Below are 13,156 nucleotides of genomic sequence, written 5' to 3'. Positions count from 1 at the left end.
ACGGATGCATGGATCAGGAGAGAGCCGTTGCAGGAAATTCTTGTCCCTCCAGTTTCTCCATCACCAACCCAATGAATGCAGACACAGCTAACGGCAAATGTTGCCGACTTGGGTAAAGCACATGCAAGCCGTATCCGGTTCTATGGTACTGCGGAAGCACAGACACAAGGCGCCCTGTCTGAAGATCAGACTTTGTCATGGCGGGCGGCAGCAAGGCAATTCCTAGCCCGGCCAACGTCGCCTTGCGCAAAGCTTGGGCGGTGTTTCCATTGAAACGGCTAGTGACCCGCACTTCTTCCGCTGCACCATTTGGCCCATGGAGAGTCCAGGTAGTGACGCCACTAGGATGACCAAAAGTTACACAATCATGATTGACCAAATCTCCAAGCGAATCAGGTACGCCTCTTTTTCTGAGGTAATTCGGGCTGGCCACCAGACCTTCGTTACCAGCTCCAAGGAGTTGGCGACCCACATATCCTGAGTCTTGTAACGCTCCGCCTCGAAACGCAATGTCGATACGATCAGCGATCAAATCGGCGCGTGCATCACTCAGCACAAAGTCGACGTGTACCCGTGGATGCGCCTCGAGAAAATCGGCTACCCACTCCATAGGAAAGAAGTCGAAAAAATCAGCCATTGCCGCAATGCGCACGGTGCCACTCGGCTCTTGGTTTCCTGTCATCAGCTGCTCACCAGCGTCAATCAGTCCATCCACGGCTCCACAGCATCGCTCGTGAAAAGCCTCGCCAGACTGGGTGAGTGTGAGCTTGCGCGTGGAGCGCTGCAGCAGCCTTGTACCGAGTTGAGCCTCAAGCTGTTGAACCCGCCGGCTTAAGGTGTTTGAGGGCATTCCAAGCTGCCGTGCTGCCTCAGCGAAACTACCGCTGCGCACCACTTTTACAAACAATGCGACGTCATTCAGATCGATCATCTTGCTGCCACCCACTCCAAAAATGGATCAGTTCAATCCAATTATGCCATCTAATAAAGCAATCAATAGACGCATATCCTTCAGTCATTGCTGCAGCTGACCTTCACTTGCCGGAATCTCCTGCGGGCTGACCGTCAAGGCTTTTCGGCATCACTGAGTTCATCCACATCCAGTCCAGGCAGCCGGAACTCCGCTCGACGACATCGTCTGTCGGCAAGGGAGAACAAAGAGAAAACATATGACCGCCACCGTAGTAGTTCGACCACGCGCCATTGTCCATCGTACTGAAGGAACCACACATGGCCCCATAACGAGGCTTATGAGTCCAGGTGATCTAGGAGAGCTGTTGAAACCGTTTATTTTCCTGGACATTTTCAGTCTGAACGCCAGTGGTAGTAAGTCGAGTTTTGGCATGCATCCGCACTCAGGAATCGCAACGGTTACCTTCATGACAAAAGGGGATGTCTCTTATGAGGACACCACTGGGGCGACCGGTCTACTGCTCGCGGGTGGTGTTGAATGGATGCAGGCCGGCAATGGGGTGTGGCACGACTCTACGCTAGCAAGCGAGTCCGCAATACAGGGATTCCAGCTCTGGGTGGCATTGCCGCCGCCGCTTGAAAACGCTCCCGCGATGAGTACCTACCTTGATCCGTCGCAAGTTCCACAAGTGGGCCCAGCACGGGTACTACTGGGACGTTACGGGGCAGCCAAAAGCCTGATCGAAGTACCGAGTGAAATGAACTATCTCGCCGTGAGCTTAAAAGACGGTGAGCACTGGCGTTACACCCCACCGTCCGGTCACAACATTGCCTGGCTCGCGGTTAGTTCAGGAAGTCTGGATGCAGGAGGGTTGGTCAATGTCGGCGAATTAGCTGTGTTCGAAGAGTCAGAGCACCACATCAACTTCATCGCGAAAGGCGATTGCTCTTTCGTGATGGGCTCGGCGGTAAAGCATCCGTACGACCTGGTAACAGGTAACTACTCGGTTCACACGAGCAAGGCAGCTCTGGCGCAGGGCGAAACGGAAATACAGCGGATTGGCACACGGCTGCGGCAGCAAGGACGGCTCAACTAGCGCCGCTCAACCCGGCGTGAAAATCATCTCGACGATAACTATCCAACACCCCAAATCATACTGAGGCACGTCATGACAGTGAGCAATCTCAACCTTCTTTTGTCCCCCACCCGAATCGCCAACCTCCCCCTGAAAAATCACATGGTGATGGCGCCGCTGACGCGAAGCCGGGCTGGCCAAGGCGATGTTCCAACTTCCACAGTAGTCGAGTATTACCGTCAACGTGCAAGCGCCGGCCTGATCATTACTGAGGGTTCCCAGGTCTCGGCTCAAGGCAAAGGCTACATGAGAACACCGGGCATTTTCACCAACGAGCAAATCGCCGGCTGGAAACACGTGACCGACGCCGTGCATGCAGAAGGCGGACGGATATTTCTCCAGCTCTGGCACGTTGGGCGCCTGTCACACTCCCTGGTACAGATCGATAATCAGCTGCCGGTAGCCCCCTCAGCGATCAAGGCTGATGGCGAGATCTACACGCCTGAAGGATTGAAGCCTTACGAGTCGCCACGGGCTCTGAGTCTGCATGAAATTCCTGGCGTGATCGCGGATTTTCGCCAAGGTGCTGAAAACGCGAAGCGTGCAGGTTTTGACGGTGTGGAAATACATGGCGCGAACGGTTACTTGATCGATCAGTTCCTGCGCGATGGCACCAACACCCGAACCGATTCATACGGCGGCTCTGCAGAAAATCGCGCTCGGTTTCTTAAGGAGGTTGTGGAGTCGGTCATCGAAGTATTCGGGGCTAGCCGCGTGGGCGTTCGCCTGTCGCCGATTTTTAATTACTTCTCCATGAGCGACAGCGATCCCCAAGCGACTTTCAACTATGCAGCGAAAATGCTCAGTCGCTACGGGCTAGCCTACATTCACGTAGTAGAAGTCGGTGCGGGTTCATTCGACTTCAGAGAACTGAAGCGTCGTTTCGCAGGCACCTACATCGCCAATGGGGGCTATGACGCGGAACGCGCAGAAACGTCCCTCAGAGAAGGAAATGCTGATCTGGTGTCCTTTGGCACTGCGTTCCTGGCCAACCCGGATCTGGTAGAGCGATTCGAACAGGGTGTCGCATTGAATGACGCAGACCCGTCCACCTTCTATCAGGGTGAGGAGCGAGGTTATACGGATTACCCGACCATGGCCCAGATCCGATAACGATGTAGTGCTGAGGTAAGCGCAGTCGCCGCCGGCTGCCACTCGCAGAGTAATCGGGCCGTAGATTGCAATGCTGAACCGGGGTAGGAGTCTGCGCCCTCCCCGGTAATTCACCTGCAAACCTGCGGCAAGCCTGTCTTGACAAATAAACTGTGATCACATATCACTTAATGAGGTTTTCTTGTCTACGCACGCCGTAGCCACGAAAGAACTCATGAACATAAATAAGACAGGACGCATTAGCTATGAACGTGATGAAGCGGCTGACACCCTATACCGGATTGAGAGTTTTAATTTCCGGTGGAGCATCAGGCATTGGAGAATCGATCGCGGCTGCATATCTCGAAATTGGGGCAAGAGTCCATGTATGCGATGTAAGTGAGCAGGCGATCGCACAATTTCGTGAGCGCTATCCTGAAGCTTTGGCCACATTGGCCGACGTCTCCGACTCTGCTCAAATTAAGCGAGTCTTCGAGATACAACAGGAGTGGGTGGGTGGGCTTGATGTACTTATCAACAATGCAGGCATAGCAGGGCCGACCGGCGGAATCGACAAAATTAGTGATGCCGAATGGGAACAGACAGTAGACATCAATCTCAATGCGCAGTATCGCTTCGCTCATCATGCTGTCCCCCTCCTAACGAAGTCAGAACACGCACACATCATTCATATTTCATCGGTCGCGGGGCGCTTAGGCTATGCCTGGCGGACTCCATACGCCGCGACCAAGTGGGCCATCGTTGGTCTTATGAAGTCATTGGCAGCCGAGTTGGGTGAAAAAGACATTCGAGTCAACGCACTGCTGCCAGGCATCGTCGAGGGCCCGCGCCAGGATCGCGTCATCAGTGATCGCGCCAAACAGTTAGGCATTTCAGAGCCGGAGATGCGCCAACAAACATTGAAGAAAATCTCATTGCGTCGGATGACTCCACCCGAAGACGTGGCAGCAATGGCCTTATTTCTATGCTCTCCTGCTGCTAACAATGTGACAGGACAAGCGATTAGCATCGACGGCAATGTCGAGTATCTTTGATTAGTCAGACCTACACGTCTCGCCACCGACCTTGGTAGCGAGACGATTAGTGCGCGTGTGCTAGAGAGCTCGTTTCTCCCGAATTCCGTCACTTTCTATACCGGCACTTCCGTGATCACAGTTGTCTCATTTTCCTATGCTGGCTGATCGAACCTGCCTATAATTCTCGCCATGAACCTATCCACACTCGTAACGCCCATGATCCGCCAGACCCTCAGTGCGGACGTTTATGCCCAGCTGCGTGATCTGCTGATAAGCGGACGCGTTATGCCTGGGGAAAAGCTCTCGCTCAGATCTATAGCGGACGCTCTTGGTGTTAGCGTCATGCCAGTGCGAGAGGCCGTTCACAGGTTGGTCGCTGAGCAAGCGCTTGAAATGGCGGCTAATCGATATATTCGCGTTCCTGTACTGACGGTCAGCCAATTCCGGGAAATCACCAGTATCCGGTTGAATCTGGAGGGGCAAGCTGCAGCTCGTGCTGCGGAACTTGTTGATTCGCAGGCGCTGGCTGAGATTGAAAAGATACACGAGGCATTTTGCGCAGAGTTTGCAAAAGGCGCTCCCGATGAGTCACGGCTGATTACGCTGAACAAAGAACTGCATTTCGCAATTTATAATCAGGCGGACATGCCCATCCTGCTCCAGATAGTTGAGTCCCTGTGGCTGAGAATAGGGCCTATCATCAACTATGACCTACGATCTGGCACTGAGCGTGTGGTTCAGCGAGTGCAAGCCAGTCATCACGCAGCGATGGTTGATGCTTTAAAGAAGGGTGACTCCGTTGCCGCCTGTGAATCACTGCAAGATGACATCAAAAGTGCTGCCGAGTTTATCCTCAATACAGGGGCGCTGATCGTTGCCGATGCGCACAAGCCTGTCGAAGTTGATTAACCTCATCAACAAGGTTTAAAAAAGGCGCCCTGATATCAGGACGCCTTTTTTGTTCGCTCATTACATCTGAGCGCCGATCATCCAAGGCACTGTTTCTTCATTGCCGACGCCCAACGCCTCGCTTTTAGATTTTTCTCCAGAAGCCACTCGTATGAGCATGTCGAAAATCTCTTTACCCTTCGATTCAAGGGTGGCATCGCCATCCATGACATCCCCGCAGTTGATGTCCATATCATCCTTCATGCGAGTGTACATTTTGGTATTCGTCGCAAGCTTGATCGAAGGAGCAGGTTTGGCGCCAAAGCACGAGCCGCGTCCGGTGGTGAACGCAACGAGGTTTGCGCCGCTGGCGATTTGGCCAGTGGCTCCCATCGGGTCATAGCCAGGCGCATCCATGAACACCAAGCCTCGGACTGTAATGGGCTCGGCGTAACGATAAACGCCCATGAGTGCTGAGGAGCCACTTTTGGCAACTGCGCCTAGAGACTTTTCAAGAATGGTCGTCAGGCCGCCGGCCTTGTTACCAGGCGTGGGGTTGTTATCGATGCTGCCTTTTTCGCGGTCTGCGTAGCTTTCCCACCATTTGATAAGGTCGACGATACCCTGGCCGACCTCACGGGTTGCCGCGCGACGAGTCAGCAGGTGTTCGGCGCCGTAGATCTCCGGCGTTTCGCTAAGGATGGCAGTTCCACCTTGCGCTACGAGCATATCGACAGCCACACCGAGGGCGGGGTTGGCCGTGATGCCCGAGTATCCGTCTGAACCGCCGCACTGGAGCGCCACGGTCAGGTGCCGCGCCGAGACCGGCTCACGCCGGCACTCGTTGGCAACCGGCAGCATCGATTCCACGGCGGCAATGGCGGCATCCGCTGCGTTGCGGGTTCCACCAACGTCTTGGATGACCACGGGAGCGATAAGCTTGCCGGTCTCGATGCTCTGGGCCATGAACAGCGCGCCCATCTGATTGGCTTCACAGCCAAGGCCGATGACGACCACGCCAGCGAAGTTGGCGTGCTTGATGAAACCGCCTAGCGTGCGCCGCAGTTGGTTCACCCCCTCGCCATTGTGCTCTATGCAGCACCCGAAGCTGTGGGTGATCGGCACCACACCGTCCACGTTTGGGTAAGCATCCAGCACACCGTTTCGCGAGAAGTGTTCAACCACCATTTTGGTAACAGTGGAGGAGCAGTTCACAGTGCTCACTACACCAATGTAGTTTCGAGTTGCTACTCGCCCGTCAGCGCGGACGAAACCTTGGAATGTCACAGGAGAGGCTGCAGGCGACGCGACTTTGGCATCCTCGCCGAACGCGTAGTCTCGCTCGAACGTCGCCATCTCCAGATTGTGCGTATGCACGTAATCGCCTGGCTCAATGGGTTTAGTAGCAAAGCCAATGATCTGGCCATAACGCAGAACAGGATCACCTGGGTTTACGTGTGCAAGGGCGATTTTGTGCGCTGCGGGCACATCGGCGAGCACCACAATATTACCGAACTCCGTAACCACGGTTCCTTGAGGTATCGACGCGCGTGCGATTGCAACATTATCGTCGGGATGTAGTTTAAGTGCCAGGGATGTACTCTTCATTTTGTCCTCGCATTATCAGTAATACACGGCGCAGCCTGGGGCAATACAATGTTGTCCCGCGTTTTTGTAGTAATCGTTTCTTGTGCCTGACGTAGCTTCAGACTCAGGAATGCCGCGAGCGTTAAAAGAGCCGCTACAATAATTAGCCCATTCTTCGTGCTCCCAGTAGTTTGTTCAACGAAGCCCAGAAGTGAAGGGCCGAAGAAACCACCAGTAATACCAAAAGTATTCACTAACGCCAGACCCGCCGCCATACCTGCTCCCGCCAGTCTTGAACTGGCAAAGAGGAATATCACAGGCTGAACAACGAAAAACATCGATGCCGTAAGAGTGAATCCTATTAGAGCTATCAGTGGAGTGGTAAAGGCCGCAAGGGTCAATCCAGCCGACATCAGGAGCAGCCCACCGAACATTATTTTGCGTGAAATTTTCGGAGTAGTTGCATACCTTGGAAGAAACGCTGCCCCGAGTGCTGCTGCGATCCATGGGATTGAGTTTAACAATCCTATTTGTAACGATGATAAGCCTCCGTACGTGCCAATGATGCCCGGCAAGAAGAAAATTACCGAATAGACACTAACTTGGTGGAGGAAATACACCGCGATCGCAAGCCAAATCTGAGGGATTTTAAGAACCCCCTTAAAAGAATGACCTACATTGCCGGAGGCGATTTCTTCATCATGTTCTTTCTTCAGAACTTGCTCTACTTCAGTGACTTGTTCCTTTGATAGCCAACTTGCCGTAGATGGGCCGTCCGGAAGCTTTCGCCAAATCACGACGGAGAATAGAACAGCTGGAATTCCCTCCAAGAAGAACAGCCACTGCCAGCCGTGCCAACCCCAGATTCCATCCATCTTTAACAGCAGCCCGCCAACCGGCCCGCTGATGATATTCGCGAGACAAACCCCGATTAGAAAATAGCCACTGGCTCGTGCCCTTTGCTCACGACCAAACCAATAGGTTAAATAGAGCATTACACCTGGGAACAATCCGGCTTCAGCTGCGCCCAGTAGCGCGCGGGCAATGTAAAACGTAGTCTCATCGGTAATGAAGGCCATACCGGCAGATAACAATCCCCAGGTGATCATGATCCTGGTGATCCAGAGTCGGGCCCCTACCCGGTGCATGATCAAGTTACTGGGTACCTCCATGAGTGCATAGGTAAGGAAGAAGAGCCCTGCACCAAAACCATATGCGGCAGCGGAAATACCCAAGTCTACTGCCATGTGTGTTTTGGCAAGTGAAATGTTAGTTCTGTCTAGAAAGCTTATAACGTAAGCAAAGATTAACATCGGCATTAGTTTTCGAAACATTAAAGCGTTCAGCGACTGTCCCTTTTGTGTTTTTGTATGGGTCGTAGCTAACATGATTCATGTTCTCCTCACGAGGATAAATTGCTAAGGCGCGAGTGTTGTGACGCGACCATTAGTTATCAAAATATCCTCTAGATAGGCTTTACGGGGATGAATACCCGCGCTTAAAAATTGACGTTATCGCCACCTTTTAGCTTCAGGATTTCCCTCGCGTCAGACGGTGTCGCCACTTCAAGTGAAAGCCCTTCGAGAATTTTGCGCATGCGCGAAACTTGATCGGCATTGCTTTTTGCCAATTGACCCGGCCCGTCCCAAAGCGAGTCTTCAAGACCCACACGCACGTGTCCTCCAAGCGTGGCTGATTGAGCACCAATGCTCATCTGCTGCTTTCCTGCAGGAAGAACCGACCACTGATAGTCATCTCCGAAGAGACGATCAGCTGTGCGCCGCATATGCAGGACATCCTCAGGGTGACCGCCGATACCGCCCAAAATGCCGAAAACCGATTGGATCAAAAACGGAGGTTTGATGAGGCCACGATCAATGAAATGTGCAGCGGTGTAGAGATGCCCAATGTCATAGCATTCGATTTCAAAACGGGTACCGTTCTCACTGCATGACTCGAGGATGTGGGCTATGTCGGTAAATGTATTTTTGAAAATGCGGTCATGGCTGCCGGCGAGGTATGGTTCCTCCCAAGCGTGTTTGAACTCCTTAAACCGATTGAGCATTGGGTAAAGACCCATGTTCATCGTGCCCATGTTCAGTGAGGCCACTTCCGGTTTGAACTGATGTGCTGGACGAAGTCGATCTTCAAGCGACATTGTCGGTGCGCCACCTGTAGTCAGGTTGATCACCACATCGCTAGCCTCTTTGATAGCCGGCAGAAACTGCTTAAACAGTTCCGGATCCTGAGAGGGACTGCCATCAATTGGATTACGAGCATGTAGGTGAACAATTGAGGCGCCAGCCTCAGCGGCACCAATCGCCGCTTCGGCAATTTGACCTGGTGTTACCGGCAGGTAACGGGACATGGAAGGTGTATGAATTGCGCCGGTGACCGCGCAAGTGATGATGACTTTACGAGCCATGGTGACCTCCTGGTTACTTTTATTTTGGTGTTCAGGATGAAGTGATGCCGTCAGGAATTTGGTGCTTGACGCTTGTGCGCAGCGAGAGCCATAAGGCGGCGGTCACGCCAGGCGGATCGCAATGCAATGCCTTCAAGTTCAAGTTTTTGGCGGCGCTCGTCATGTACTCGGGCGACTGCTGATTCCGACCAGTCAAAAGCATTTTCGGAATTGATCGTTTCGCGATTTTGCTGACCGTAGCGTTTGGCATAGTCAGATACGCCGGCAGGGGCGTTGAGATCGATGGTTTCGAAGGGGCCCATAAATGACCAGCGGAGGGCGAGTCCATCTTTGAGTACCCGATCAATATCCTCAGAGCTAGCAAAGCCTTCCTCATGCAATTTGAAGCATTCGTTGAGGACTGCTGCTTGGACTCGGTTCAACAAGAAGCCGTGGATCTCTCGGGATAGAACGACAGGGCTCTGCCCTGCTGCGGTGTAGATCTCATGCGCTCGAATCATCACTTCAGATTCGGTCCACGGCGCAGGGCAAAGCTCCACAAGAGGAACTAAGTAAGGTGGGTTGGTAGGGTGTGCAACTACGCAGCGCCCCCGACCTGGTAGATCTTTAGTGAACTCGGAGGCCGGTAACCATGAAGTTGAACTGGCAAGAATCGCGTCCTTGGGCGCCAACACATCCATTCGACTGAAAATGTCGATTTTCGCCTCCACCGTTTCCCGAACGTTTTCCTGTACGAGCACCACATCACGTAGCGCATCAGCCAAATCGGGAACACACGTAATCCGTGCAAGTACGGTGAGGGGCGCGTCATTGAGGAGATCAAATTCTGCGAGCTCGTTAAGTCTCGCTTCTATGTAGGCATGGCTGTTCTGCATTGTCTGCAGATCCATGTCGTGTAAACGCACCGGATGTCCTGCTCCAGCAAAAACAATCGCCCAAGCTCTCCCAATCAGGCCCGCGCCAACGATTGCAATGGGGCCACGCTCGGTCGCAGATGGAGTTGTACTTCGCATGATGTTCTCCAAATTTTGTATTTATGTTTAGGAGTAATCGTTTGAGCGGTTGGTGAACAATGCTGACGCTCAGTTATTCGCTCTGAGACAGATGCTATCCACTGTGATCACAGATCACAAGAAAATAATTCTGATTGTCTGACGATCGGCTATGGAAGGGATTCGAGGGTTGAGATAGCTCCCGCAACGGCCTGAGCCTCAGTGGGTCGGCGCGCATTAGGTTTTTGTGCGGGAATAGAAAAGGCTTTTTTCGGGATTGAACCTTCGCGTTAAATAGACGCAGAAAAGCCCGCCTGACGAGCGGGCTCCTCAATCAGATCTTTCAGCCTGCGTGGCCGTGACCCGCTTCACGAAGGAACGCGCGTACCGTGTCACAGAACTCCAGTGGGTTTTCAGTCATTGGATAGTGGCCAGTACCTGCGAGCACGGCGATCTTACTGCCGGGAATGCGAGATGCTGTCTCCTCAACCTTCTCTTGGTACACCAACCAATCCGCGTCACCGCGCAGAAGTAAAACAGGCGCTTTGATCTTTCCAACTTGTTGCCGCTGATCAAAGTTCGCATAGCCTGTGAGGTCACCTTTCATCACCTGCGGCGTGGTGCGCGAGATCTGCCACACCACCTCCCTCGCACGATCTGGTGGAGTGCGATTGCCAGTCATCGAACGAGACCAGGCACCGATGATCTCTGGCCCATTCATGAGCAACATATCGAGGAAGAACTCGGAAACCGTCGGGGTAAAATCTGCCCCTTCAGCTGAAATGATCGCGCTGTACGCATCGGGCCGACGTGCCCCCAATTCCAGCACCAGATTGCCACCCATCGAGCATCCCATGATGGCGGGGTTCTCAAGTCCCAAGGCCTCCATAAGGTGCTCATTGAACTCCGCATGGCGAGTGAGGCTGTGGAATGGACCTGATTCAGGTAGCTCTGATTTGCTGTGCCCAGGGGCGTCAATTGCAATGACGCGGAACTCATCTGAGAGGCCGTCCAGTACGTGCCTGTACATCAGAGAATCTTGTGATGCCGCGTGGAAGCAAACGAGTGGACGTCCCTCCCCTGATTCTTCGTAATAAACGCGAATTCCATCAACGGTAATGTACCGTCCTACCGTCTCTTTCCCTGACGGCTTAGGCCCGGGAGAGTAAGAGACTGGTGGGTTATTATTAGCTTTCCCTACACGCTTCATTGCGTCAAACGCGCGGGCCATCACATCAACGTACTGCCATGCGGCGACTACGTTGCCCTCAAGCTCAAGTTTGCCCAACCCTGGGGACAACGCTTCAAACCAGTCGATCTTTCCGTCAAGAACGCGCTGCCACTCATCATCAGCACCAGACACGATGATATCCGCACCCAAGGGGCTTCCTTCCGGGTAAACCGCAACGACCTTACCGGCGAGAACCGCAAGCGTTGAGAAGGCTGTGCTGTGCTTGAATTGAATCCGTCCATCGAAATAGCGAGCAGCGGCAGTCCAATCAGCATCACCGTTTAACTCGTCGGCGAATTGGCTCAACCATTTGGCATCTTTAATAAGGGTCATGACTTTCTCCTAGCTTTAGCTATCCCCAAGGGGATTTTCTTGTAAGTGCAGGTACGATCGGTTCGTTACAAACCCATGTTGCAAGAGTGCTTCGAGACCAGCGCCTTGTCGTACTTAAGGAACCAGCCGGTAGTTTCTCGGGTGAAGAAAATGGTGATGATGGCCGCCAGTACCATGAGACCGGAGATAAAGTAGAGCGCGTAGTTGTAACCAGCAGCCTGCTCAAAGCCACCACCTGCGCCGATGAACATCCCGATCACGAATGGCCCAAAGCCACCGGCGTAAATACCGACGTTGACGATTGAGCCTGCCAGACCAGTCGTGCCTTGCTTCGCAGAATCAAACGCAATGGCATACAGCAACGTGTAGGGCGCGTTCATCGCGAACCCGGCAAACAACTGAATCGCGATAAGCCAAGTCAGGCTGACGGATGAGTATTTGAAGAGGTACATGCCCACCGCAAGCCATGCGAAAACAAGCACGAGGCAAAGTTTTCGGCCTGCACGGTCTGAAACCCATCCCCAAACGATCTGGCCGATACCACCGGTGATCGTGAAGAGCACCGAGTAAGCAGCTGCCTCTGCGAAGTTGTAATGGGCAACAAAGGCCAGATACTGAGGTAGCCAGAAGCTGATGCCGAAGTAGCCAACGATCGCGAACATCGAGATAAGAGCGATAGCGGAGATGTTCGGATTTTTCATTGCCGACTTGAGCGCGCCTTTGGGCACCTCAACCACTCCCTGTACCGCTTCCATTGATGGAGGGGTCTCACCCACGGCTTGAGCGTGTTCAACAAAGGACTCGTAACGCTTCTTCGTACTGAACCACCAGTAGACCGAAAAGATGATGATCATCGGTACAGGGAACAGCAGGAATGCCAAGCGCCAATTTTCCGGGCCGTAAGCGTGGAGTAGAGCACTGATCGCCAAGCCACCGATCAATGTGCCCCAAGGGTATCCGGTGTGATGAAGTCCCAGGGCGAAACCACGGCGCTCCTTCGACCACCACTCAGACAAGGAAGTGACTTCGATGGCTTCGCCAGCACCGCCAAATGCGTGTGACATCACTTGCAGCGCAACAAGCACTCCAAGCGAGCCTGTCAAGAAATTGAGGCCGGTCAGAAAGGTGAATAGCGTGTAAGCAATCACGATTGGCAGATGGCGGTATTTTCGCATCCATCCCTGACCGCCTTTATCAGCCCAAATCATGCAAGGCACGGCTATCAAAGATGTAGCGATCGTGATGAACGCGGCAAGCAGTCCAGTCAGCTCAGCGCTTGTCTTGAACTCGCTGGTGATGGAGGGCAATACCATAAAGAACATCTGGCGGGAGTTGGCATCCATGGCATACACGAGCCACAAAAGAGCCATCGCACCCCAGGAGGCTGCACCTGCACCTTTTGGCACACGATTGACCGCAGGTAATGCTTCGATTTTGTCTTGAGCAAATCCCATGGGGATATCTCCGGGTATTTATTTTTATTCTCCGGCTGAGGATCGGTGTTTTGCACACATACGCCTCAA

At 53.2% G+C, this 13,156-nt stretch carries 11 protein-coding genes; 4 read left to right on the top strand and 7 right to left on the bottom strand.

The genetic code is table 11. The features are described from left to right. Positions 1-13: 13 nt before the first annotated feature. Entirely contained in the window at positions 14-931 is a 918-nt protein-coding gene (locus PspS49_RS14275) for a LysR family transcriptional regulator (RefSeq protein ID WP_160039846.1), read from the bottom strand. Between the two features lie 238 nt (positions 932-1,169). Here PspS49_RS14275 and PspS49_RS14270 point away from each other — a divergent pair, with 238 nt between their 5' ends. The 4 genes from PspS49_RS14270 (at position 1,170) to PspS49_RS14255 (ending at position 5,086) form a co-directional block, all read left to right on the top strand. Next, positions 1,170-2,009, top strand: a complete 840-nt coding sequence (locus PspS49_RS14270) for a pirin family protein (RefSeq protein WP_160039844.1) — start codon at positions 1,170-1,172, stop codon at positions 2,007-2,009. A 72-nt stretch (positions 2,010-2,081) separates the two neighbouring features. Further along, positions 2,082-3,161 carry an alkene reductase gene (locus PspS49_RS14265; protein ID WP_038364718.1) on the top strand — a complete coding sequence of 360 codons (1,080 nt, stop codon included), beginning with the start codon at positions 2,082-2,084 and terminating at the stop codon, positions 3,159-3,161. Positions 3,162-3,406: 245 nt separating this feature from the next. Further along, positions 3,407-4,195 (top strand): SDR family oxidoreductase, encoded by a 789-nt coding sequence (locus PspS49_RS14260; RefSeq protein ID WP_160039842.1) that lies wholly within the window; start codon positions 3,407-3,409, stop codon positions 4,193-4,195. Positions 4,196-4,393: 198 nt separating this feature from the next. Next, positions 4,394-5,086 carry a GntR family transcriptional regulator gene (locus PspS49_RS14255; protein WP_224789881.1) on the top strand — a complete coding sequence of 231 codons (693 nt, stop codon included), beginning with the start codon at positions 4,394-4,396 and terminating at the stop codon, positions 5,084-5,086. A gap of 60 nt (positions 5,087-5,146) precedes the next feature. Here the strand turns inward: PspS49_RS14255 and PspS49_RS14250 are convergent, their stop codons facing one another. The 6 genes from PspS49_RS14250 to PspS49_RS14225 form a co-directional block, all read right to left on the bottom strand. Beyond that, complete coding sequence (locus tag PspS49_RS14250; protein WP_160039840.1) at positions 5,147-6,673, bottom strand: altronate dehydratase family protein; 1,527 nt, start codon at positions 6,671-6,673, stop codon at positions 5,147-5,149. Next, complete coding sequence (locus tag PspS49_RS14245) at positions 6,670-8,040, bottom strand: MFS transporter (protein WP_127927349.1); 1,371 nt, start codon at positions 8,038-8,040, stop codon at positions 6,670-6,672. The genes PspS49_RS14250 and PspS49_RS14245 overlap by 4 nt, the downstream gene beginning before the upstream one ends. A gap of 110 nt (positions 8,041-8,150) precedes the next feature. Next, positions 8,151-9,077: a 3-keto-5-aminohexanoate cleavage protein gene (locus PspS49_RS14240; RefSeq protein WP_095129129.1), complete on the bottom strand. Its 927-nt coding sequence runs from the start codon at positions 9,075-9,077 to the stop codon at positions 8,151-8,153. A gap of 50 nt (positions 9,078-9,127) precedes the next feature. Continuing rightward, a complete protein-coding gene (locus PspS49_RS14235) occupies positions 9,128-10,090 on the bottom strand; it encodes a 3-hydroxyacyl-CoA dehydrogenase (RefSeq protein ID WP_127927346.1) in 963 nt (320 codons plus the stop codon). 322 nt (positions 10,091-10,412) lie between these two features. Continuing rightward, on the bottom strand, positions 10,413-11,633 hold the full coding sequence (locus PspS49_RS14230; protein ID WP_160039838.1) for an alpha/beta fold hydrolase: 1,221 nt from the start codon (positions 11,631-11,633) through the stop codon (positions 10,413-10,415). Between the two features lie 65 nt (positions 11,634-11,698). After that, complete coding sequence (locus PspS49_RS14225) at positions 11,699-13,087, bottom strand: MFS transporter (protein WP_127927342.1); 1,389 nt, start codon at positions 13,085-13,087, stop codon at positions 11,699-11,701. Positions 13,088-13,156 lie beyond the last annotated feature (69 nt).

This window comes from Pseudomonas sp. S49 (genome assembly GCF_009866785.1).
Taxonomy (GTDB): Bacteria; Pseudomonadota; Gammaproteobacteria; order Pseudomonadales; family Pseudomonadaceae; genus Aquipseudomonas.
This window is presented reverse-complemented; position numbering and strand designations above follow the sequence as displayed.